Annotated in this window: 20 protein-coding genes; 12 read left to right on the forward strand and 8 right to left on the reverse strand. The window is 73.1% G+C overall.

Annotated features, from left to right (window positions below):
- Positions 1-9: 9 nt before the first annotated feature.
- The 5 genes from ACGFI7_RS08390 to ACGFI7_RS08410 form a co-directional block, all read right to left on the reverse strand.
- Positions 10-825, reverse strand: a complete 816-nt coding sequence (locus ACGFI7_RS08390; RefSeq protein WP_393400824.1) for an MOSC domain-containing protein — start codon at positions 823-825, stop codon at positions 10-12.
- A gap of 59 nt (positions 826-884) precedes the next feature.
- A complete protein-coding gene (locus ACGFI7_RS08395; protein WP_393400827.1) occupies positions 885-3,140 on the reverse strand; it encodes a protein kinase in 2,256 nt (751 codons plus the stop codon).
- A 138-nt stretch (positions 3,141-3,278) separates the two neighbouring features.
- Positions 3,279-4,676, reverse strand: coding sequence for a DUF1116 domain-containing protein (locus ACGFI7_RS08400; protein ID WP_393400830.1), 1,398 nt, complete (start codon positions 4,674-4,676; stop codon positions 3,279-3,281).
- Entirely contained in the window at positions 4,673-6,025 is a 1,353-nt protein-coding gene (locus ACGFI7_RS08405; RefSeq protein WP_393400833.1) for an FdrA family protein, read from the reverse strand. Before ACGFI7_RS08405 ends, ACGFI7_RS08400 begins: the two co-directional genes overlap by 4 nt.
- Complete coding sequence (locus ACGFI7_RS08410; RefSeq protein ID WP_393400836.1) at positions 6,022-6,897, reverse strand: DUF2877 domain-containing protein; 876 nt, start codon at positions 6,895-6,897, stop codon at positions 6,022-6,024. The genes ACGFI7_RS08405 and ACGFI7_RS08410 overlap by 4 nt, the downstream gene beginning before the upstream one ends.
- 131 nt (positions 6,898-7,028) lie before the next feature.
- On the opposite strand from ACGFI7_RS08410, the gene ACGFI7_RS08415 reads away from it, so the two are divergent.
- Positions 7,029-8,630, forward strand: coding sequence for a PucR family transcriptional regulator (locus ACGFI7_RS08415; RefSeq protein ID WP_393400839.1), 1,602 nt, complete (start codon positions 7,029-7,031; stop codon positions 8,628-8,630).
- Between the two features lie 81 nt (positions 8,631-8,711).
- Positions 8,712-9,479 (forward strand): hypothetical protein, encoded by a 768-nt coding sequence (locus ACGFI7_RS08420; protein WP_393400842.1) that lies wholly within the window; start codon positions 8,712-8,714, stop codon positions 9,477-9,479.
- Here the strand turns inward: ACGFI7_RS08420 and ACGFI7_RS08425 are convergent.
- A complete protein-coding gene (locus tag ACGFI7_RS08425) occupies positions 9,445-10,377 on the reverse strand; it encodes a LysR substrate-binding domain-containing protein (RefSeq protein ID WP_393400845.1) in 933 nt (310 codons plus the stop codon). The two genes, ACGFI7_RS08420 and ACGFI7_RS08425, sit on opposite strands and share 35 nt — an antisense overlap.
- A gap of 95 nt (positions 10,378-10,472) precedes the next feature.
- On the opposite strand from ACGFI7_RS08425, the gene ACGFI7_RS08430 reads away from it, so the two are divergent.
- The 8 genes from ACGFI7_RS08430 (at position 10,473) to ACGFI7_RS08465 (ending at position 18,548) form a co-directional block, all read left to right on the forward strand.
- Positions 10,473-11,540, forward strand: coding sequence for an aldo/keto reductase (locus tag ACGFI7_RS08430; RefSeq protein ID WP_393400848.1), 1,068 nt, complete (start codon positions 10,473-10,475; stop codon positions 11,538-11,540).
- A 23-nt stretch (positions 11,541-11,563) separates the two neighbouring features.
- A complete protein-coding gene (locus ACGFI7_RS08435; RefSeq protein ID WP_393400851.1) occupies positions 11,564-11,773 on the forward strand; it encodes an RNA-binding S4 domain-containing protein in 210 nt (69 codons plus the stop codon).
- Positions 11,774-11,939: 166 nt separating this feature from the next.
- Complete coding sequence (locus ACGFI7_RS08440) at positions 11,940-13,298, forward strand: uracil-xanthine permease family protein (RefSeq protein WP_393400854.1); 1,359 nt, start codon at positions 11,940-11,942, stop codon at positions 13,296-13,298.
- Positions 13,295-14,161, forward strand: a complete 867-nt coding sequence (locus ACGFI7_RS08445; RefSeq protein ID WP_393400857.1) for an FAD binding domain-containing protein — start codon at positions 13,295-13,297, stop codon at positions 14,159-14,161. The genes ACGFI7_RS08440 and ACGFI7_RS08445 overlap by 4 nt, the downstream gene beginning before the upstream one ends.
- Entirely contained in the window at positions 14,158-14,640 is a 483-nt protein-coding gene (locus ACGFI7_RS08450) for a (2Fe-2S)-binding protein (protein ID WP_393400859.1), read from the forward strand. Before ACGFI7_RS08445 ends, ACGFI7_RS08450 begins: the two co-directional genes overlap by 4 nt.
- Positions 14,637-16,985 carry an aerobic carbon-monoxide dehydrogenase large subunit gene (gene cutA / locus ACGFI7_RS08455; RefSeq protein WP_393400862.1) on the forward strand — a complete coding sequence of 783 codons (2,349 nt, stop codon included), beginning with the start codon at positions 14,637-14,639 and terminating at the stop codon, positions 16,983-16,985. Before ACGFI7_RS08450 ends, cutA begins: the two co-directional genes overlap by 4 nt.
- Before the next feature lie 25 nt (positions 16,986-17,010).
- On the forward strand, positions 17,011-18,069 hold the full coding sequence (locus tag ACGFI7_RS08460; RefSeq protein WP_393400864.1) for a leucine-rich repeat domain-containing protein: 1,059 nt from the start codon (positions 17,011-17,013) through the stop codon (positions 18,067-18,069).
- 32 nt (positions 18,070-18,101) lie between these two features.
- The gene (locus ACGFI7_RS08465; protein ID WP_393400866.1) at positions 18,102-18,548 is read left to right on the forward strand and encodes a hypothetical protein; all 447 of its coding nucleotides are present in this window, start codon (positions 18,102-18,104) and stop codon (positions 18,546-18,548) included.
- Here ACGFI7_RS08465 and cydB read toward each other — a convergent pair.
- Both cydB and ACGFI7_RS08475 read right to left on the reverse strand, forming a co-directional pair.
- The gene (gene cydB, locus ACGFI7_RS08470) at positions 18,542-19,447 is read right to left on the reverse strand and encodes a cytochrome d ubiquinol oxidase subunit II (protein ID WP_393400868.1); all 906 of its coding nucleotides are present in this window, start codon (positions 19,445-19,447) and stop codon (positions 18,542-18,544) included. The two genes, ACGFI7_RS08465 and cydB, sit on opposite strands and share 7 nt — an antisense overlap.
- Position 19,448: 1 nt before the next feature.
- Positions 19,449-20,792, reverse strand: a complete 1,344-nt coding sequence (locus ACGFI7_RS08475) for a cytochrome ubiquinol oxidase subunit I (protein WP_393400870.1) — start codon at positions 20,790-20,792, stop codon at positions 19,449-19,451.
- A gap of 264 nt (positions 20,793-21,056) precedes the next feature.
- On the opposite strand from ACGFI7_RS08475, the gene ACGFI7_RS08480 reads away from it, so the two are divergent.
- Complete coding sequence (locus ACGFI7_RS08480) at positions 21,057-21,716, forward strand: carbon monoxide dehydrogenase subunit G (protein ID WP_393400873.1); 660 nt, start codon at positions 21,057-21,059, stop codon at positions 21,714-21,716.
- Between the two features lie 123 nt (positions 21,717-21,839).
- Positions 21,840-22,736 carry a hypothetical protein gene (locus tag ACGFI7_RS08485; protein ID WP_393400876.1) on the forward strand — a complete coding sequence of 299 codons (897 nt, stop codon included), beginning with the start codon at positions 21,840-21,842 and terminating at the stop codon, positions 22,734-22,736.
- Positions 22,737-22,766: the final 30 nt, after the last annotated feature.

Below are 22,766 nucleotides of genomic sequence, written 5' to 3' on the forward strand. Positions count from 1 at the left end.
CTTTCGGGACTACAGGATCGTGACGGGGTCACCTCGCTTGATGGTGCCCGTACCGTCGGGAATCAGGTTGACCCCGAACCACACCAGGCCGTCCCGCTTGCGATGGCGGCTCAGCGTGCGGATCGGCTCCTTGCCCTTGACGTACGTGTCCGGATCGACGGTCGTCAGCACGCAGCGGTCACAGCCCTTGACCGCCCGGAACTCCACCTCGCCGATCCGCAGCCGCCGCCAGCCGTCCTCGGCGAACGGCTCGCCGGCGTCCTCCACCACCACGCTCGGCCTGAATCTGCGCATGTCGAGCGGCCCGGGAAGCTCCTCGCCGCGCTCGGCGGCCGTCTCGGCGATCCAGTCGTCGAGCCGGGCCAGCGACGCCGTCGAGGTCAGCAGCAGCGGGTAGGCGTCGGCCAGGCTCACCCGGTCGTCCGGCCGTCCGTAGGCGGGGTCGACCGGGCGGCGGGTCGGGTCGTCCAGCCAGGCCAGCCGCGCCTGGCGGCCGGTCAGCGCCGTCATCCACGCGGCGGCTTCGTCACCGCAGTCGGTGACCTCCACCGGAGTGCTCCCGAAGTGGGCCGTGAACCGCCGGGTCGTGGGGGTGACGCGCAGCGGGTCGGCGTGCGGCCCGGTGAGCTTGATCGTGGCCCCGTCCAGCTGGGCCACGCAGGCGAGCAGGATCGGATGTTCGCGCGCGGTGAGCGGCTCGCCACGCTCGTCCACCACGACGTAGCGCCGGTCGCCGGCCAGCCCCCAGGGCTGCACCTCCGCCTCGGCGACCTCGTGCCCGGCGGTGGACTTGACGGGATAGAAGAAGATTGCCCCGATCCTCATGCCCAGACCGTACAGCATGATCTTGCGCCGCAGGGGGCTTCCACCAGGTGCGTCGCGAGTCAGCTGGACTGACGGAAGGTGTCGAAGAAGACCTTGCGGGTCTCGGCCTGGTCGTCCCAGACGAGTTCCGGCATGTCGAAGGTGATCTTGAACGCCGTCTCGTCGTCGACGGTGACGAACCGGGTGAGCGCGTGCCTGGGCACCTCGTTCGAGCTGGCGTAGGTGTACTCCCAGTCGGTCGCCTTCCAGCCGCGGTAGCCGACGTTCTGCAACTGCACCTGGATGTAGCCGTCCCGGCCGCCGTCCGCCTCCTCGCGGGTCAGCTCCGACAGGCCGCCGTCGTTCCGGGGCGCCACCTGGGCGACGACCACCTCGATGCCCGAGTCCTTCGGCCCGGTGATCGTGGTCTGGCCGTCCGACGTGCTCACCTTCCAGCCCTCGGGCACGCCCGCGCTGAAGCCCGGCGGGGTCTCCTCGGTGTACCCGTCGGGCACGGGGGAGGCATCGGCCTTCTTCGGGGCGCTGCTGGTGACCGACAACGGGGTCGCCGCGGGCTCCTCCGGGCCGCCCGACGCGAAGATCATCAGCGCGGCCACGACGGCGACCACGGCCGCCACCGCGGCCACGATCAGCAGCGGCGTCGGCCGCCCGTCGCGCACCCACGCGTTGCCGGTCTCCTCCGGCCTGCGCCTGCTGGTGGTGGGCCGGTGCGGGCCGCTGCCCGGCAACTGGGCCAGACGGCTGCGGCTGACGTCCCTGGACAGCTTGTGCGACTGGTCACGCAGGTCGTCGTCGGTGGCCAGCGGCCACCGTGACGAGACGCCCGCGCTGCGGCTGTCGCTGGTCAGCGGCAGGATCGGCGGCGCCGTCCGGTCGTCGGAGTCGTCCGGGCCCAGCGGGCGGTCCCGGCCGGGGAACGACGGGCCGTCCGCGCGGGCGCCCCGGCCCGGCGTCGCGTAGGGTCCCGACGGCCCGCCCAGGCCCTGCTCCGGCATCGGGTACGGACCGGACGCGCCGCCCGGCGCCTCCGGCACGGGGTACGGGCCGGACACGCTGCCCGGCGCCCCCGGCATCGGGTAGGGGCCGGAGACGCTGCCCGGCGAGGAGTACGCCCCGGGAGCCGGGTCCGACAGCGATCGTGGCGACGCCGCGCCGCCGAGCCCCGGCAGTGAGTGCGGGCCCGAGGAGAACGCGTCGAAGTCCGGCCTCGGCAACTGGTCCGTCCGGTGGCTGCCGGACGGGCTGGAGGCCGCGTCGTACGGGGCGGGATAACCGCCGGAAGGGCTCTCCGGGTCGTACGGGACGCGTACCGGACCCGAGGGCGTCTCCACGATCCGCGAGGGCAGCGGCCCGGACGGCGGCTCCAGCGGCGGCAGCAGCCCCGCCGGCGTCGAGTCGCCCATGGTGGGCAGCGGCGCCGGCGCCTCGGGGTTGCGCGGCCGGGCCGAGCCGTGCGCCAGCAGCACCCGCTCCAGCATGTCGACCACCTGGTCGGCGGTGAGCCGCTCGGCCGGGTTCTTGCGCAGCAGCCCCTCGATCACCGGCATCAGCGCGCCCGCGCGCTGCGGCCTGGACGGCTCCTGCGTGAGCACCGCGCCCAGCACCGCCACCGCGTCCGGCCCCTCGTACGGGGGACGCCCCTCGACGGCCGAGTACAGCGTCGCCCCGAACGACCACAGGTCGGCCGCCGCGGAGATCGGCTGGCCCGACAGGCGCTCCGGCGGGATGTACGCGGGCGAGCCCATGAGCAGCCCGGTCTGGGTGATGGTGACGTCGCCCTCGATGGCGGCGATGCCGAAGTCGGTCAGCACGACCCGGTCGGTGGTGAGCAGCACGTTGCCCGGCTTGATGTCGCGGTGCAGGATGCCGGCGGCGTGCGCGTGCCGGAGCGCGTCGAGCACCCGGATGGCGATCTCCGCGGCCTGGATCACCGGCAGCGGGCCGCTCTGCCGCACGGCCTGCTCCAGCGACCAGGCGCGGACCAGCTCCATGACGATCCAGGGACGGCCGTCCTCCTCCACCACGTCGTGCACGGTGACGATGCCCGGGTGCTGCAGCCGCGCGGCCGACCTGGCCTCGCGCAGCACCCTGCGGTGCGCCGCCTGCTTGCCCGCGTGGTCCAGCCCGAACGGGAGGATGAGCTCCTTGACCGCCACGTCCCGGTCCAGGAGGACGTCGTGGGCGTGCCACACCACGCCCATGCCGCCCCGGCCGACGGGCGACATCAGCCGGTAGCGCCGGCCGATGAGCTTGCCCTGGCTCTGTGGAGTGCCGCCCTCAGCGCCGGGGCCGCTGAGCACGCGGTCGGCTGCCATGTCCCGCCCCCATCTCAAGCCTCAGAAGTAACACAAAGTCGCGCCGTAGTTTCACATTAGGGGATTCGCCACCATATAGGCAGGTGAATCCGTGAGGGAACCGTGGTCGCACTTTTTGGGGGTTGACGTGCTGTTTTGCTATATGTCGAAAGGATCAACGACCGCGTCCGCCAGCGCGCGCAGCGCCGCCGTGAACGCCTCCGCCGGAGGGCTGACGAGCCCCGCGCCGACCTGCCCGGTCCCCGCGACCTTGCCCGCGATCCCGGTGTTCACCACGGGCAGCAGGCCGGTCCTGGCGACGAGCGTGACGTCGATCCCGGTGGGCGTGCCGCGGAAGCCGAGCCCCGGGATCTGGTAGGCGGGATGCTCCGCCAGCGTGATCTCGTACATCGACCGGGTGGCGGCCACCGCGTCCGCGACCTCGCCGCCCACGAACCGGACGATCGCCGGCGCCGCGGCCATGGCGAACCCGCCCAGCCCCGACGTCTCGGTGATGGTCGAGTCGCCGATGTCCGGGTTGGCGTCGGCGGGCCCGTACGCGCCCAGATACAGCCCGTCGGGCACCCCGGCCGGCCCGGTGAACCACCGCCCGCCGAGCCCCGACACCTGCACGCCGAAGTCCGTGCCGTTCCTGGCCATGGCCACGACCAGGGTCGAGCCGGGGACGTCCCGGGCCGCGTCGGTGCTCACCTTGGCCGCCGCCATGCCCGCGTTGAGGAAGAAGTGGTCGTTGCCCGCGATGAAGCGCAGCACCTCCGAGGCGTGACTTGGGGCCGCGTCCGTGATCGCCGGGGCCAGCTCGCGCAGCAGCAGCGAGGTCGCCGCCCGGTTGCGGTTGTGCAGCTCGTCGCCCATCTGCAGCGCCTGGGCGATCAGCGAGCGCAGGTCGATCGGCCCGGTCAGCTCGACCGCCGCCGACAGCGCCGGCCCGAGCACGGTGTCCATCCAGCGCAGCCGGTCGAGCACCTCGGGCCCGTACGCGCCGTACCGCAGCACCTTGCCCAGGCCCTCGTTGAGCGAGCAGTAGGCGGTGCCGCCGTGCTCGGTGTCGCGCACCTCGAACAGCCACATGGACGGGCTGACCAGGCCCGCCATCGGGCCGACGGCCGCGTGCCCATGGCAGGGCGCCAGCCGCACCTCGCCCCCGGAGAGCCGGGCCACGGCCTCGTCCTCGTCGTGCGCGTACCCCTCGAACAGCATCGCGCCGATGAGCGCGCCGCGCATCGGCCCCGAGGCCCGTTCCCAGGTGATCGGCGGGCCCGCGTGCAGGAACGCGCGCTCACCCTGCCGCAGCACCTCGGACGCCCGCCGCACCCCGGTCAGCTGCGGCCTGGCTGACGTCAGGCGGCGCACCGCGAGGTCGTTGGCCGCCTGACTGCGCGGGTCGGCGAGCACCCTGGCCAGGGCGTCCGCGGTGCCCGCCAGGGGCGGGCGCCAGGCGACGCCGGTGACGTCGGCGGCCTGCTCGCGCAGCGCGTCGGCGAGCAGGCCGGCGCCGGCCGTGATGACGCGGGGCGGTCCGTCGAGCAGTGTCATAGCAGGTCCCTGGCGTGGCGGGCGGCTTGCGCGTTGGAGGTGAACACGACGGCGCCGGCGTCGCGGAAGGCCGCGGCCTGGCCGTGCAGGTCCTGCGGGTCGGCCTCGGTGCCGATCAGCGCGACCACGACGGCGGCGGGCAGCGCGGCTATCGCGGGGGCGAGCGTGGTGGCGGGGTCGGGGTCGGCGGCGTGCCCGAGCACCACGTCCATGAGCACCACGCTGTCCGGCGGGACCTTGCCCAGCGCCTCCAGGCGGAGCGTCGGGTCGATCATCGGGTGGGCGCGGCCTCGGGTGTAGGCGTCGTCGCCGTAGTCGGTGAACGCGCCGGTCCCGGCGATCAGCGCGGCCTCGGCGCACAAGGTCCCGCCGGAGTAGATCCCGATCAGCGACCGGCCGCCGGCGGAGGCCCGGGTCCTGCCGCCCGAGCCGTCCCAGCAGGGCCAGGAGGGCACCGGGCGGCCCAGCGCGCGCAGCGCCGACTCGGCGGCGGCCGTGAGGTCCGCGCCGACGCCGAGCAGCGCCTCCACCACCGGGGTGCGCAGCGACTCCACGACCTCGCGCACCCGCTCAGCCACCGCCGGGTCCGGCGGCTTGGAGATCAGCACGATCAGCTCGGTGGCCGGGTCCTCGTCCAGCATGCGCAGCGCCCGAACGGCGGAGCGGCCGCCGACCTCGGCCGACAGGTCCCTGCCGCCGACGCCGAGCACATGGCTGACCCCCGCCCCGGCCAGGTCCAGCAGGCAGCTCACCTGCTGGGCGCCGGTCCCGGACGCGGCCACCAGCCCGACAGGCCCGGGGCGCAGCACGTTGGCGAACCCCAGCCCGACGCCGCCGACCACGGCCGTGCCGCAGTCGGGCCCCATGACGAGCACGCCGCGCTCGTCCGCGCGCTCCTTCAGCAGCCGCTCGCGCTCGACCGGCACGCCGTCGCTGAAGACCATGACGGACAGCCCCGCCTCGATCGCGTCCATCGCCTCGGCGAAGGCGTGCTCGCCGGGCACCGACACCAGCGCCAGGTCCGCTCCGCCGCGGGCGGCCGAGCGGGTGGTCAGCGGCGGCTGCTCGCTCTCCCGGCCGGGGCCGGCCGAGGTGAGGGCGGCCAGGTGACGGTCCAGCTCGTGCGCGGCCGTCGCGGTGTCCGGCCCGCGCAGCGCGACCAGCAGGTCGCCCGGGTCCGCCGCCGGCAGCTCGAATCCCAGGTCGCGGGCGAGCTCCAGGTTGAGCTCGGTGGCCATGGCGACGACGGCCACCTCCGTGCCCGGCAGCTCCGACAGCGCCCTGCTCACCCGCATCAGCGTCACCGAGTCGTGGTAGACGCCCTTGCGAAGGAAGACCGCGTCGCTCATCCCCGTCCTCTCCGGGCGGCCACGGCCTGCCCGCTCAGCGCCCGTACCGTCTCCAGCCCGATCGCGATGCCCTGCGCCAGGTCGGCGCCCGAGGTGTGGCCGAGGCCGGACAGCCGGCGCAGCGCCGGCTCCAGCGGCTGCCGTCCGGCCAGCCCGCGCAGCACCGCGAGCACCTCGGGGCAGGCCTCGCCGCGCGCCGCGCAGTGCAGCAGGGTCGCGGAGATGGGCGTGGTACGGGTGCGCGCGTCGAACGTGACGGTCGCCCCCAGCCATCCGGCCAGGTCGAGCGCCCGCGTGGCGCCGGTGGCCGTCCCCAGGTGGCGCAGCGTCACCAGCAGCCCGGCCAGCACGTCGTCCCCGCTCGGCGTGAGCCCGGGGCCGAGGCCGACCAGCCGCTCGGCGGCCGTCACCGCGCCGAGCAGCCGCCCGGAGGCGCAGCCGGCCGCCAGCAGCTCGATCGCGTCGTTGCCCGCCAGGCCCGGCGTGCCGTGCCCGGCCAGCGCCGACGCGGGCGGCAGCGCCGCCGGGTCGACCTCGCCCAGCGGCGGCGACGGGTCCCACCAGCGGCGGGCGCGCAGGCTCAGGCCGCCCACGTCGACCGTGCCGTCGCCGACGAAGGCCTCGTCACCCATGGTCACGCTGGGCAGGGCTCCGGCGAGCAGCACCGCGTTCGGCAGCCGGGTGGCGGCGCCGGTCACCACGGCGATCACCGACGGTTCCAGGTCGGTCCTGACTTCGAGGTAGAGGCCCGCGGGGAACACGGCGAGCGCCCGGGCGGGCCGCCGTGAGCCCTCCAGGACCGGGCGCACCGCGGCGCTCGCGGCGCCCGTGACGTGCGTACGCACTCGCCTCGCGTGAGTACCGACCGTCACCGGACCTCCCTGCCGACCTTGGATCTGACCGTAGAACGCCCCCGGCAACCCCCCGTACGGAGAAATTTGCCAACAGTCAGCGTGAAGACTGGCTCTTCCTGACAGACGGTATGTGGGGCCACAATCTGTACATGGAGCCCCCGGTTCGTCTCGCCAGCACCGGAACGATCATCCACGGCGTGTCCGTCGGAGAGCTGCTGGGCGTGTCGACTCTCGCGGAGGCCCGGCTGATCGCGGGGGAGAGCGGTCTGGGCCGTATCGTGCAGCGCCTCAACGTCATGGAGGTGCCCGACATCCTGGCCTGGGTGAAGCCGCACGAGCTGCTGCTCACCACCGGCTACCCGCTGCGCAACACGCCGCAGTCGCTCGGCCGCCTGGTGACCGACCTGGACGAGCGCGGGCTGGCGGCGCTCGCCATCAAGCTCGGGCGGTATGTCGACGAGCTGCCGCCGGAGATGGTCGAGCAGGCGGACCGGCTCGGTTTCCCGCTCATCCTGCTGCCGAACGACGTCGGCTTCGACGACATCCTCAACCAGGTGCTCACCGACATACTCAACCGGCAGGCGGCCGTGCTCGTCCGCGCCGAGGAGGCGCACCGGGCGCTGGTGCAGGTCGTGCTGGCCGGCGGCGGGCTGGACGAGGTCACCACGGAGGTGGCGGCGCTGCTGGACGTGTCGGTGGCCGCCGTCGACGGGCGCGGCAGGGTGCTGGCGGCGGCCGGGCCGCACGAGCCGGCGCTGCGCGAGATCATCCTGCGCGAGGGGCCGGCCGGCGTGTCGGCCCCGGCGGCGGGCGGCCCGCGCACCTCGGTGTCCGTGCCGGTGATCGCGGGCGGGCACCACCACGGCCGCATCGTCGCCTACAGCCCGTCGGGGACCATCCAGGACAGCGACGTCGGCATCCTGGAACGGGCCGCCACCGTGGCCGCGCTCGCCGTCACGCGGCAGGAGGCGGTCAACGCGGTCGAGAGCAAGTATCGCGCCGACTTCCTGCGCGACGTGCTCACCGGCCGGGCCGGCTCCGCGGAGCGGGTGGTGGCCAGGGCGCGGGCGTTCGGCTGGGACCTGGAGCGGCCGGTGACCGTGCTGGTCGCCGAACTCGACCCCGACGGCGACGAGCGCACCGCCCAGGACCGGCTGGTGACGTGCTGGACCGCCGCGATGCGGCGGCACGACCCGCGCGGCGCCGTGGCCGGGTTCTCCCACGAGGTGGTGGCGGTGGTGGACGCCGCCGTGGACGGCTCCAGGATCGCCAAGGACGCCGCCTCGGCCTTCGCCGACACCCCGCCCGTCACGTTCTCCACCGGCACGTCGCGGCCGAGCCGCGGCCCGGAGACGTTACCCGAGGCGTACTCGCAGGCGCTGAAGGCCGCCCGGGTGGGCCGCCAGCTGCACGGTCCCGGCGCGGTGGCGCACTTCGACCAGCTCGGCGTCTACCGGCTGCTGTCGCTGGTCAACGACACCGACGAGCTGCACGCGTTCGTCCGTGAGACGCTCGGCCCGCTGGCCTCCGACGACGACGCCGAGAACGCCGACCTGCGCCGCACCCTCCAGGTCCTGCTGGAGACCAACCTCAACGTGGCCGAGACCGCCCGGCGGCTGCACTTCCACTACAACACCCTGCGCTACCGGATCGGCAAGCTGGAACGGCTGCTGGGCAACTTCACCGACGACCCGCACCTGCGCCTCAACCTCACCCTGGCCCTGCACGTGCTGCGGATGCGCGGCATCTGACCGGCATCTGACCGGACCCGTCGACCGTCCGAAGGGGCCGCTGTACGATGACGAGATCGTCGCGGCCCGCGAGGAGGACCCATGAGTCCCGGTCGTCCAGTCCTGCGCGTCATCGTCCCCCTGCTGGCCGCCCTGATCGTGGCGGCCGTCGCGCCGCCCGCCGTGGCCGCGCCGCCGGGCGCGCCGGGGCTGACGGTCAAGGAGAACCGGTCCCACGTCAAGGCCGTCGGTCCCGGCTTCGTGCTCCGCCTGTCCAAGCGGGGCCTCGACGTGCGGATCGACGAGGAACGGTTCGGCGATCCGGCCACCGGCAACCCGATCGAACGGCAGACGATCGACCTGACCGGGCTCACGCTGCGGCCCTTCGAGTGCCGCAACGGCACCTACACGATCAGGACCGGCACCTTCGAGCGCACCTGGCGGCTCTCCCGCCTCGGCACCCGGCCCCCGCCCTACCCGCCGGGGTTCGCCGCCGGCGCGCCCGGGATCTTCACCCCGTTCCTCGGCACGCTCGACGGCACCGTCACCGACGCCGACGGCCGCACGCTCCGCTTCCTGATCTCGGACCTGGTCCAGGAGGTCCTGACGGACGACGGGTTCGCCGCCACGGCGCCGATCCACGGGTTCTTCGTCGACGAGCGCGGCCGGGTGCGCGACCGCATCTCGCTCACCGGCTACTTCAACGCCGGGCCGGGCGGGCAGGACCCCGTCTACAAGATCGTGGACCGGGGCACCTGCCGTCAGACCGCCGACCTGCCCTTCGGCCCCGGCAGCGAGAACGCGGTCGTCACGGGCCCGCTCTTCGTGTTCCCGTTCAGCGCGCCCGTGAAGGTGCCGCGGGAGCACTGACGCCCCGGGACCAGCCCTCTTCGCCGGCCAGGCGGCGGGCCGCGTGGACGAGCGCGGTCACGGCCCGGGTGCCGCGCCGGTTCCAGGAGACGGCCAGCTCGATCGGGGGCAGCTCGTCGGCGACGGCCAGGCAGGCGATGCCGGCGGGGAGCAGGCGGGCGATCGACCCGGGCAGGAACATGAAGCCGTCCTGCCGCAGGTGGAGATTGAGGTTGCGCAGGCCCGGCAGCGGGTTCTCCCACACTTCGAAGGTCTCGCCGGTGCTCGCCAGCGCGGCCAGCACCCGGTCGTGGTAGTGCGGGGCGAAGCGGCGCGGGAAGAACCGCAGCGTCTCGCCGCGCAGGTCGCGCAGGCTCACCGACCGGCGGGCCGCCAGCCGGTGGCCGGCGCCGACGACCACGACGAAGTCCTCGGTACGCAGGACCGCCGTGCCGAACCCGGCCGGGACCGGCAGATGCCTGCCGAGCAGCACGTCCAGCTCGCCGGCCTCGGCCGCGGCGGTCAGCTCGGCGTCCCACGCCTCCCGGGCGTCCACCTGGATGCCGGGGTGGCGGGAGCGCATGGCGTCGAACAGCTTCGGCATCTCGTCGAAGGCCGTCGTCACCGTGTAGCCGACCCGGACCACGCCGCTGGACAGGCCGGCGGCCTCGCGTGTCCGCTCGACCGCGTGCTCGGCGTCGGCGAGCACCTGGCGGGCCGACTCGACGAACACCTGCCCGGCCTCGGTGAGCCGGGTCGGGCGGCGGTGGAACAGGGGGACGCCCAGCTCGCGCTCCAGGTCGCGGATCTGGCGGCTGAGCGGCGGCTGGGTCATATGGAGCCGCTCGGCGGCGGCCTCGAACCCGCCGGCCTCGGCGATGGCGATCACGTAGCGCATGAGCCGCAGGTCCACCGGCATACCTGCAAGGTATCTCACCCCACCCAACCGGACTTGGATCTCCGAGCGCCTGAAAAGTCACGATTGGCGGTGAATCCAAGGAAAGGACGCACAGCATGCAGGAGTGGACCCCCACCCGGCGACAGGTCATGCTCGGCTCCGCCGCGGCCGCGCTCCCCCTGGGAGCCCAGGCGGCGGCGGACGGCCCGGCCACCCGGCCCGCGCCGGACGACCTGATCACCCGCGTCGTCCCGGCCACCGGCGAGCGGCTGCCCGCGATCGGGCTCGGCACGTTCCAGACCTTCGACACGCTCTCCGACCGGGGCCGCGAAAGGATCAGAGAGGTGGCACGGCGCCACTGGCGCGCGGGCGGGCGGGTGTTCGACGTCTCGCCGCTGTACGGGCGATCGGAGACCAACCTCGGCGACTTCGCCACCGAACTGCGGATCAACGACCGGATGTTCCTGGCGAACAAGGTCTGGTCGACCGGCGACCACCTGTGGGACGACAGCCACGCGGCCGAAAGCCTGCGCCGCTCGGCGCGCCGGCTGTCCAGGGACCGGCCGATCGACCTCATGCAGTGTCACAGCCTCACCAACGTGGACGTGGTGGTCCCGCTGCTGCACGCCTGGAAGAAGGAGAAGCGCGTCCGCCTCATCGGCGTCACGCACCACGACCCCGTCTACTACGACGTCCTGGCCGACTGGGTGAGCCGGGCCGAGCTCGACTTCGTCCAGGTGCACTACTCGATCCACACCCGCGCCGCCGAGCGCCGGGTGCTCCCCGCGGCCCGGGCCGGCGGCACCGCGGTGCTGGTGAACATGCCCCTGGAGAAGGCCCGCCTGCATCGGATCGTCGAAGGCCGGCCGCTGCCGGGCTTCACCGCCGGACTGGGCATCGAGACCTGGTCGCAGTTCTTCCTCAAGTGGGTGATCTCGCATCCGGACGTCACCTGCGCCATCCCCGCCACCTCGAACCCGGACCACCTCGCCGAGAACGTGGCCGCCATGCGCGGCCCCCTCCCGGACCAGGACACGCGCGAGCGCATGGTCCGCCACATGGAGACGATCCCCGGCTTCGACCGGCTCGCCGCGATGCCGTGGTACCCGGGCAAGTCGTACGCGGGCCTCGTCAGCCGCAGCCAGGCCGCCCTGCGCGCCCGCAGCCCGTGGTGGCCCTCGTGACCCCGGTACTAGGGTGGTCACACGTGGACCTGGACTTCGAACTGCGCTCCGACTACATCCCGCTCTGCGACCTGCTGAAGTACTGCGGGGTCACCGAGACCGGCGGCATGGCCAAGATGCTGATCGCCGAAGGCATGGTGGAGGTGGACGGCGAGGTGGAGCTCCGCAAGACGGCGAAGATCCGCTCCGGCCAGGTCGTCACCGGCGAGGGCTACACCATCCACGTCCGCTGAGGGCCCGCGCGGGCGGCCACTGGAACGATCACATGAGCCCGCCGCCGGAAGTGCGCAACGGGAACACTGGTCAACCGGTGAGATTTGGCAGATCATGCCGGTGTACCAGCACCCATGCTGGCCTAATGTGCCCGCAAGCACGCGGCCCGGTGGAAAAGGGGTTCACATGGCATTCGGGTGGACCAAGCACGGCGACGGCAAGCATCTGGCTCCAGGTGAGGTGGTCAAGCCTGACGAACGGCTGAGCTGGCCCCGCATGGTGGGGTTCGGCGCCCAGCACGTCGTGGCGATGTTCGGCGCGACCTTCGTCTTCCCCCTGGTGATGGGGCTCAGCCCGAACATGGCGATCATGATGTCCGGGGTCGCGACGATCCTGTTCCTGCTGATCGTCAAGGGGAAGGTGCCCAGCTACCTGGGCACGAGCGCCTCCTTCGTGGGCGGCGTGCTGGCGATCCGGGCGCTGTTCGGCGGCGACACGCCCGAGGCCGACGGCATCGTGGTGGGCGCGATCCTGGTGGCCGGGTTCGTGCTGGCGCTGATCGGCGTCGCGGTGCACTTCCTCGGCGTCCAGATCATCAACAAGATCTTCCCGCCGCCGGTCACCGGCGCGGTGGTCATGCTCATCGGGTTCGGGCTCGCGTACGTGGTCGCGGACGTCTACTGGCCGCAGGACCAGTGGATGGCGCTGATCACCATGCTGATCACGTTCGTCGTCGTGGTGGCCTTCAAGGGCTTCGTCGGCCGCATCGCCGTCCTCGTCGGGCTCGTCGCCGGTTACGTGCTCTCCTGGGCCGCCGACCGGGTCTTCGGCATGGTGCCCGCCTACGACGACGGCGCCGTGCAGGTCGCCGCCCACTTCCGGGTCGACTTCTCCGGGGTGGCGGCGGCCGACTGGTGGGGCCTGCCGCCCGTCACCTGGCCCAGCTTCCAGACCTCGGCCGTACTGCTGGTCCTGCCCGCCGTGATCGCCCTCGTGGCGGAGAACATCGGCCACGTCAAGGCCGTCGGCGAGATGACCAAGACGGACCTCGACCCGTACATGGGCCGGGCGATCGCCGCCGACGGCGTCGCCACCGTGGTCGCCACCTCGGTCGGCGGCTCGCCCACCACCACCTACGCCGAGAACATCGGCGTCATGGCCGCCACCAAGGTCTACTCGACCGCCGCCTACTACATCGCCGGCGTCATCGCGATCCTGTTCGGCCTGATGCCCAAGTTCGGCGCCCTGGTCTCGGCCACGCCGTCCGGCGTGCTGGGCGGCATCACGGTCATCCTGTACGGGATGATCGGCCTGCTCGGCGCCAAGATCTGGATCGAGAACAGGGTGGATTTCGCCGATCCCGTGAACATGGTCCCGATCGGGGCGGGCATCATCCTGGCCATCGGACCGGTGAAGCAATTGATCAGCAGCGACTTCAGGCTTGAGGGCATCGCGCTCGGCACCATCGTGGTGGTGGGCGGCTGGCACCTGCTGCGGGTCATCGCCCGCCGGACCCCCGAACCCGTCAGGATCGAGGCCGGGTGAAGCCACCGCCGTTCGAGTACCACGCCCCCCGCGACCTCGGCGAGGCGCTGGAGATCCTGGCCGGGGCGGGGGCGCACGGCAAGGTGCTCGCCGGCGGGCAGAGCCTCATCCCGATGCTCAACATGCGGCTCGCCGCGCCGGACCACCTCGTCGACATCAACCGGCTCGACCCGCTGAGCTCGATCGACGCGGGGCCCGCCGGGGTCACGGTCGGCGCGCTGGCCAGGCACGCCGAGGTGGAGCGGGCCGCCCCGCACCCGCTCATGGTCCAGGCGCTCCGGCTGGTGGCGCACCCGGTGATCCGCAACCGGGGCACCGTGGTGGGCAGTCTCGTGCACGCCGACCCGGCCGCCGAGCTGCCCGCCGTCCTCGCCGTGCTCGACGGGTCCGTACGGCTCGCGCGCCGCGCGGAAGGCGGGGCGGCGACCAGGGACGTGCCGGCGGGCGCGTTCTTCACCGGCCCGATGGAGTCCGCGGCCGAGCCGGGCGAGCTGGCCGTCTCGGCGTTCTTCCCGGCGCTGCCGCCGCGCACCGGCACCGCGTTCCGCGAGGTGGCCAGGCGGCACGGCGACTACGCGCTGGCCGGGGTGTGCGCGGTGGTGACGCTGGACGAGGACCTGCACATCAGCGCCGCCAGGGTCGGCTGCGTCGGCGTCGGCCCGGTGCCGATCGTGGTCGACGTGACCGAGGCGTGCGACCGCCGGCCCGCCGCGACCGTTCCCTGGCCGGAGGTCGTGCGGGCCGTGCGCGACCGCGCCGAGCCGGACGGCGACGTGCACGCCTCGGCCGCCTACCGGCTCCACCTGGTCGGGGTGCTGACCGAGCAGGCGCTCAAGGACGCGGCCAGGGAGGCGGCGGCATGACCACCGGTCACGAGATCACCCTCGTCGTGAACGGCACCGCGCACCGCGTGCGGGTGCCGGGCAGGCGGCTGCTGTCCGACTGCCTGCGCCACGACCTCGGCCTGACCGGCACCCACGTCGGCTGCGAGCACGGCGTGTGCGGTTGCTGCACGGTCCTGCTCGACGGCCGGCCGGTGCGTTCCTGCCTGATGCTGGCCGCCACCGCCGACGGCCACGAGATCACCACCGTGGAGGGGCTGGCCGGGCCCGACGGGATGTCCCCCGTGCAGCGGGCCTTCGCCGAGTGCCACGCGCTGCAGTGCGGGTTCTGCACGCCCGGCTTCCTCTGCACGGTCACGGCGCTGCTGGAGGACAACCCGGCGCCCACCGACGAGGAGGTGCTGGAGGGCATCTCCGGAAACCTGTGCCGGTGCACCGGCTACCAGAACATCGCCAAGGCCGTGCACCGCGCCGCCGAGCTGAGGGCGGAGGAGTCATGAGCACCAGGTTGTTCGGGGAGCCGGTGCAGCGCCGCGAGGACCCCCGGCTGCTCACCGGGCAGGGCCGCTACCTCGACGACCTGGGCTCCGGCGAGCTCGCCGCCGCGTTCGTGCGCTCCCCGCACGCGCACGCCCGCATCCGCGACATCGACGTCACCGCCGCGCTCGACGTCGACGGCCTGATCGCCATCTACACCTGGGAGGACCTGCCGGAGCGGGTCGGCCGGCCGCTGCCGCTGCTCATCCCGCACCCGGCGCTCACCCACGGCCGCACCGCCTACCCCCTCGCCAGGGAGGTGGTGCGGCACGTCGGCGAGCCGGTCGTCATGGTCGTGGCCACCGACCGCTACCTCGCCGAGGACGCCTGCGGGCTGATCGAGGTCGACTACGAGCCGCTCAAGCCGGTCGTCGGCGTCGAGGACGCCGTGCAGGGCGGCCACCTCGTGCACGAGGACGTGCCCGGCAACGTCGGCGCCCACCTGGTGCAGGAGGTGCGTTCCGCGGCCGGGCTGAGCGCCGAGGACGCCATCGAGGGCGCCCCGCACACCCTGTCGTTCCGGCTCGACATCGAGCGCAGCGCCAGCACCCCGCTCGAAGGCCGCGGCGTGTACGCCCGCTGGGACGGCGCCGACCTGCGCGTCTACTCCAGCACCCAGACCTCCACCAGCGTCCGCATGGCCGTCGCCGCGGCGCTGGGCCTGCCGCTGACCAACGTCGAGGTCATCGCGCCCGACGTGGGCGGCGGCTTCGGGGTCAAGATCGTGCACCCGTGGCCGGAGGAGATCCTGGTGCCGTGGGCAGCCATGCGGCTCGGCCGTGAGATCAAGTGGACCGAGGACCGGCGCGAGCACTTCATCTCCTCCGCGCACGAGCGCGGCCAGGTGCAGCACGTGCGGGTCGGGTTCGACGACGAGGGCCGGGTGCTCGGCATGGACGTGCGCATCCTGCACGACCACGGCGCCTACACCCCGTACGGGATCATCGTGCCGATCGTCACCTCCACCCAGCTGCTCGGGCCGTACAAGCTGGGCGCGTACCGGGTCGAGTTCTCCTCCATCTACACCAACACCGTGCAGGTCACCCCCTACCGGGGCGCGGGCCGCCCGCAGGGCGTGTTCTGCATGGAGCGGACGATGGACAAGATCGCCCGCCATCTGGGCAAGGACCGCACCGACGTGCGCGCGGCCAACTTCATCCAGCCGGACGAGTTCCCGTACGACCAGCGCATGACCTTCCAGGACGGCCGGCCGCTCATCTACGACAGCGGGAACTACCCCGAGATGCTCCGCCTGGTGAAGGAGCTGATCGGCTGGGACGACTTCGAGCCCGCCCCGAACCGCGGCATCGGCATCGGCTGCTACGTCGAGGGCACCGGCGTCGGCCCGTACGAGGGCGGGCACGTGCAGATCACCTCCGACGGGCGGGTGCACGTCTCCACCGGGCTCACCTCCCAGGGGCAGGGCCACCAGACCGCGTTCGCCCAGATCGCCGCCACCGAGCTGGGCGTGCCGATCGACCGGGTGTCGGTGGTCACCGGCGACACCCGCAGGTTCGGGTACGCGGTCGGCACGTTCGCCTCCCGGGCCGCGGTCATGAGCGGCAACGCGATCGCGCTCGCCTGCCGCAAGGTCCGCGACAAGGCGCTGCGCATCGCCGCCGACGCGCTGGAGGCCAACCCGGCCGACCTGGAGATCACCGACGGCGTGGTGCACGTGGTCGGCGACCCGACGGCGGCCGTCCCGCTGTCCACGGTCGCGGTGCTGGCCAACCCGCTGCGGTACGCGTTCGACGACGAGGCCGTCAAGGCCACCCAGTTCTCCGGCACCGCCTCCCCGGACAAGCCGCCGGTCGCCGAGGGAGACGAGCCCGGCCTGGAGGGCCGCGACTACTACTCGCCGATCCGCTCCACCTTCGCCGCGGGCATGCACGCGGCCGTCGTGGAGACCGACCCGCTCACGGCCGAGATCAAGGTGGTCAGGTACGCGGTCGTGCACGACTGCGGCAAGCTGATCAACCCGATGATCGTCGAGGGGCAGATCCACGGCGGGGTGGCGCAGGGCATCGGCGGCGCCCTGTACGAGCGGATGGTCTACGACCCGCACGGGCAGCTCGTAAACGCCTCGTTCATGGACTTCCTGATGCCGTACGCGACCGAGATCCCGCACGTCGAGACCGGCCACCTGGAGACCCCGTCGCCGCTCAACCCGCTGGGCATCAAGGGCGCGGGGGAGGCGGGCGTCATCCCGGTGTCGGCGGTGATCGCCTCGGCGATCGAGGACGCGGAGGGCATCGAGATCGACCGCATGCCGATCTCCCCGTCGGAGTTGTTCGACCTGCGCGGCTGACCGGCGCCGTGGCAGGCTCGCCCCCATGACATCAGAAGATCACGCCGAGCCGGCCGCCGGCGAGCTGCGCGCTCCCGCGGCCGGTCTGACCGAGCTGCCCGGCACCGCGTCCGCGCTGGCCGGCGTCCGGCTGGTCGATCTGGCCTGGAACGCGCTGGCCGGCCTGCCCGCGTGGGTCGGCGGGCTGGCCGCGCTGGAGGAGCTGCGCCTCGACGGCAACCGGCTGCGCGCGCTGCCCGACCTGTCCGGCCTGCAGGCACTGCGCGCCCTGCACGCCGACGGCAACCTCCTCACCGAGGTCCCGCCGCTGCCGCCGGGCCTGGAGACCCTCTCCCTGTACGGCAACGCCGTCGAGCGGCTCCCCGGCCGCCTCGGCGACCGGCTGCGTCACCTGTCCGCCGGCCGCAACCGGCTCACCGAGCTGCCCGCGGCGCTGTGGAAGCTCACCGGGCTGCGGACGCTCAACGTCGCCGAGAACGCCCTCACCGAGCTGCCGCCCGCCGTCGGCGGCCTCACCGCGCTGCGCATGCTCGACGTCGGCCACAACCGGCTCACGTCCCTGCCGGCGGAGCTGTTCGACCTGCCGCTCACCGACTATCTGTACGCGAGCGACAACCTGCTCACCGAGGTGCCCGCGGCGCTCGGCCGGCTGGACCGGCTCGCCTACCTCGGCCTCACCGACAACCGGCTGCGCGCGCTGCCCGAGAGCCTCGGCCGGATGGCCGCCCTGACCGAGCTCCGGCTCTACGGCAACCGGCTGGAGTCGCTCCCGGAGAGCCTCGGCCGGCTGCGCGCCCTGCGCGAGCTGCACCTGAAGGGCAACCGGCTGACCGCCCTGCCCCCGTCCATCGCCGACCTGGGCGAGCTGCGGGTGCTCGACCTGCGCGACAACCTCCTGCGTGAGCTGCCCGACCTGTCGCGGCTCGCCCGCCTCGGCCATCTCGACCTGCGCGACAACCGGCTGCGCGAGCTGCCCGCCCTGCCTCCCGCCCTGGAGAAGCTCGACCTGCGCTGGAACAAGCTCGACGGCGACCCGCCTGCCCTGCGCGACCTGGCCGCGCGCGGATGCGTCATTTTGCGGTGAACCGGGGCCGCTGAGGCTGCGTACCTCCGCACATGACGACTTATCCACGTCTGGCCGCGTTCACGGTGCTGGCCGGGCTCCTCGTCGCATGCACCCCCGGCGGAGGGGACGGCAGTTACGTCGCCGCGGGCCAGAAGCAGGAGCAGGCGCCGGCCCTCACCGTGGAGCAGCTCTCCGACAAGGTGGGCTGCGCCCCCCGCATCCAGGTCGACGCCTCCGACATCCGCACCGGCTACTGCAAGACGGACGACGGCGAGTTCTTCGTGAGCACCTTCGCCACGGAGGACGGCAAGAACGCCTGGATGGACCAGGCCCCCGAGTACAAGCCGCACCTCGTCGGGCCCAAGTGGACCGTGCTCGGCGACCTGGAGGTGCTGGAGGCGCTGCAGGTGCCGCTCGACGGCGACCTGCACCTGACCGACCACCGCGTCAGCGAGACCCCGGCCCCCGGCAAGGACGCCGCCGGGACCGGTTACTGACCGGCCACCGCCGGGGCGGCCACCCGGACCCGCTTCCTGAACACCCAGTACGTCCAGCCCTGGTACCCGAGGACGAACGGCAGCGCGATCAGGCCGATCCAGCTGAGCATCGTCAGCGTGTACGGGCCGGACGCCGCCTCGGCCAGCGTCAGCCCCGGCAGCGGGGCGGAACGCAGCTCGGCGAAGACCGCCACCGACACCAGCACGATCGTGCTCGCCATGGCCAGGAACGCCCAGCCCTCGCGGCGCCGCCACACCAGGGCGGGCGCGGCCGCCAGCGCGGCCACCGCGGCGAGCGACGGGATCGTGCCCATGCCCGACAGGGCCACCACGCCGATCGGCAGGGTGAGCGCGCTCAGGCCGACCGCCGCCGACCTGGCCCGCTTGCGCACCTCGCCGTGGGTCTTCAGGGCCAGGAACACCGCGCCGTGCAGGAGGCAGACCGTCAGCGAGAACGCGCCGCCCAGGAGGGCCGCCGTCGCGCTCCCGTACAGCAGGTCGGCGAAGACCGTGCCCCACACGAAGGCGGGCAGCGCGCTGCCGATCACGATGCCCAGGTCGCACCAGACGGGGTTGTCCACCTTGCCGCGCCACTCCAGGCCGACGCCGCGCACGATGAGGCCGACCAGCACCAGCAGGACCGGCAGGTAGAAGCCGCTGAACATGCCCGCGTACCAGGCCGGGAAGGCGGCGAACATGGCGCCGACCGCGGTGATCAGCCACACCTCGTTGCCGTCCCACACCGGGCCGATCGTCTGCAGGCACTGCCGCTGCTCGTCGCCGTTCCTGCTGACGAACGGCGCCAGCAGCCCCACGCCGAAGTCGAACCCTTCCAGGACGAAGTAGCCCGTCCACAGGAAGGCGATGATGATGAACCACAGGTCGATCACTGTCAGCACCTCAATACATGAGCGACGGCTGGCGCTTCTCGGGCGCGGGGACGCGCACGAGTTCCTCGGGGCCCTTGCGTACGTGCCGGGCCAGCAGGACGGCCTCGGCCACGGTGAGCGCGCCGTACAGGAGGGTGAAGACCGTGAGGGAGATCGCCACCTCGGTCAGGCTCACCCCGGGGGAGACCGAGGCCGCCGTGAGCAGCTCGCCCGCGACCGTCCACGGCTGGCGGCCGATCTCGCTCAGCAGCCAGCCGGCCGTCACCGCGAGCAGCGGCAGCGGCAGCGCCAGCAGGAACAGCCGCGACAGCCAGTCCGGCAGCGCCCGCCGGCGGCGGGTCAGCCACAGGCCGAGCACCGACAGCCCGACGGTCGCCATGCCGAAGACCAGCATCACCCGGAACGACCAGAACACGATCGGCCCGTCCGGCCGGTAGTCGCCGGGGCCGAACTCCTGCTCGAAGCGCCGCTGCAGGTCCTCGGTGCCCTGGATGACGGCGTCCGGGTCGTTGGTGGACAGGAAGCTCAGCACTTTGGGGATCTCGATGCCGGGCGCGATCGAGAACGGGGCTCCGGCGGTGTCGCGTTCGAGGCCCTCGGCGGCGGCCAGCTTCATCGGCTGCTGCTCGTACATCAGCTTGGCGGACATGTCGCCGGTGCCCGCGACGACCGCGCCCGCGATCGCCGTCATCACCAGCGCGCCCCTGGCGGCGGAGCGCCACATCTCCGCGCGCGTCCGCAGCAGCCAGTAGCCGCACACCGCGAGCACGAACCCGCCGGCCACCACGAACGCGGCCCCCAGCACGTGCGGGACCTGCGCGATCGCGGTCGAGTTGGTCAGTACCGCCCACAGGTCGGTCATCCTGGCCCGGCCGTCGACGACCTCGTAGCCGACCGGGTGCTTCATCCAGGCGTTGGCGGCCAGGATGAAGTACGCCGACAGGTTCGAGGCCAGCGTCGCGGCCCAGATGCAGGCCAGGTGCAGCCGCTTCGGCAGCCGGTCCCAGCCGAAGATCCACAGCCCGATGAACGTGGACTCCAGGAAGAACGCCAGCAACGCCTCCATGGCCAGCGGCGCCCCAAACACGTCACCGACGAACGTGGAGTATTCAGACCAGTTCATACCGAACTGGAACTCCTGCACGATGCCCGTGACCACGCCCATCGCAAAGTTGATCACGAAAAGCTTGCCGAAGAACTTCGTCAGCCGGAGGTAGTGGTCCTTGCCGGTACGGTGCCACGCGGTCTGCAGCCCGGCCACGAAGATGCCCAGGCCGATCGTCAGCGGCACGAAAAGGAAGTGGTACACGGTGGTCACCCCGAACTGCCACCGTGCGAGATCAAGTGCGTCCATGTCCCCTCATCGGGTCGACGAGCTCTACGGCGCGTAGTACATCTACCTAAAGTAGTACTACAGTCTGTAGAGCAATGTGCTGCGACCTTCGTCACACAGGCCCCCCTCGGCCCCTACAACGATGCCGTCCAGCCCCGCCACGCCGCGTCACCCGCCCGGCGGATTTCCGCGTACGCCCAGCGGTGGACGGTGATCACAGGGCGCGCGGACGTTGGGCAGGTGTTGCCGTTATCGCGGCGGGCCGTCGCTTTCTAGAGTGACGGTGTGAAAGTCGCAGGCAGCGCCGTGATCGGCGTCGAGAGAAACCGCGTGTGGGCGGCCTTGCAGGATCCGTCCGTCCTGGTGTGCACCATTCCCGGGTGCGAGCGCCTGGAGGAGTGCGGGCCCGACACGTACCGGATGACCGTCAACGCCGGGGTGGCCTCGCTGAAAGGGGTCTATCAGGGAGAGGTGGCGCTCGCGGAGCCCTCGGCCCCCGAACGCTTCGTGCTGCGGGCGCGCGGCCAGGGCGCCCCCGGCACGGTGGACGCCACCGTCTCGGTACGGCTGAGCGAGATCGACGGCGGGACCCGCGTCGACTACGACGCCGACGCCGTGATCGGCGGGATGATCGGGGGAGTGGGGCAGCGGATGCTGGGCTCGGTGGCCAGGAAGACGGCGGGTGAGTTCTTCGCCGCCGTGGAACGCCACCTCACCGCCGCCCCGGACACCCCGGCCGCCCCGGTCCCGGCGCCAGCCCCGGACTCCTCTCCCGTGCCCCAGGCACTTCCGGACAGGCCCGTCGTCCACGAGCGCCCGCCGGCGCCCGGCAGGCGCCGTACGGAGACACCGCCGTGGGTGCCGCTGGCCGCCTTCGGCATGGGCGCCGGGGTGGCGCTCGGCAGCGCCGTCATCGGCTGGCTCCTGGGCCGCGCCCGCCGCTGACGCCGCCCCACGCGCCACGGCAGGGAACGGCCGCCGGGGGAGCGTTCTCCGGCGCCGGGTGCGCCGGGAGGACCCAGGTCAGAGACTCTCGCGGAAAAGGATCTCCGGGCGTAGCGTGACGGTATGCGGCAGGCTCACGCTGAAGACGCGCGTACCGAGGCCCGGCGGGTTGTCCGCAACCTGCTGGGCGAGGACCACCCGACCGCCGACGTGCTCATCGCCGACGCGCGGCCGGTCGTCGGGGACGAGCGTTGCGACCGCTGCGTCGGGCTGGCGCTGGGCGCGTCCCTGACGCGGCGCTCGGCCGAGCTGGCCGCGCTCGCCGCCCTCCTGGTCGGCACCCGCGAGCTGGGCGAGCAGTGGTGGACCCGGCCCAGGGGAGACAAACTGCCCGCCCCCGACGAGGTGCTGCGCACGGCGGTGGCGATCGAGCCGTGGACGGATCTGACGGCGCTGGAGATGCTCGCCGCCTGGGTGTCCGACGACGCCGCCGACCAGCTGTGGGGCAAGCCGGTCGCCGCGGTCGACCTGAACTCGTGGCAGGCCGAGGACCGCTTCGGCCTGCCGCCCGGGGTCCGGCCGGGGCAGCGGCTGGTGGTCCACTTCGACGCCGGCGGCCGCCTGGACGCGGTGGTGACGCGCAGGGCGGACGACGATCTGGGCTCCAACCTCGACTTCCACTCGCTGCGCTACTCCCGCCCGGCCGAGGCGCAGTGGAGCTGGGGCGTGGCGGCGGGGCTGGGGCCGCACCGGCTGCCGGGGGAGAAGCCCGACCCGTACGCGCGCCGGGTGGACACCGCCGCGGCCCGGATCCTGCGCGAGTGGGCGCTGCGCCACGGCGCCACCGCCGCGCAGCTCGGCGAGCGGTGGGACACCGTCGGCGACGTCGTGGCCGCGATCGAGCGGGTCGACTGGATGTGGCGCAGCGGCGAGTGGTTCGGCTGGTGGCGCGGCGCGTCGGCGCTGGTCGACGACTCGGCCTACCTCCCCTACCGGCTGGAGGAGCTGGCCGCCGGCTGACCAGGAATGGACCGCGGGGCCGGGCGGTTG

It is taken from the genome of Nonomuraea sp. NPDC048826 (assembly GCF_043198225.1).
In the GTDB taxonomy this organism is placed as follows: Bacteria; Actinomycetota; Actinomycetes; order Streptosporangiales; family Streptosporangiaceae; genus Nonomuraea.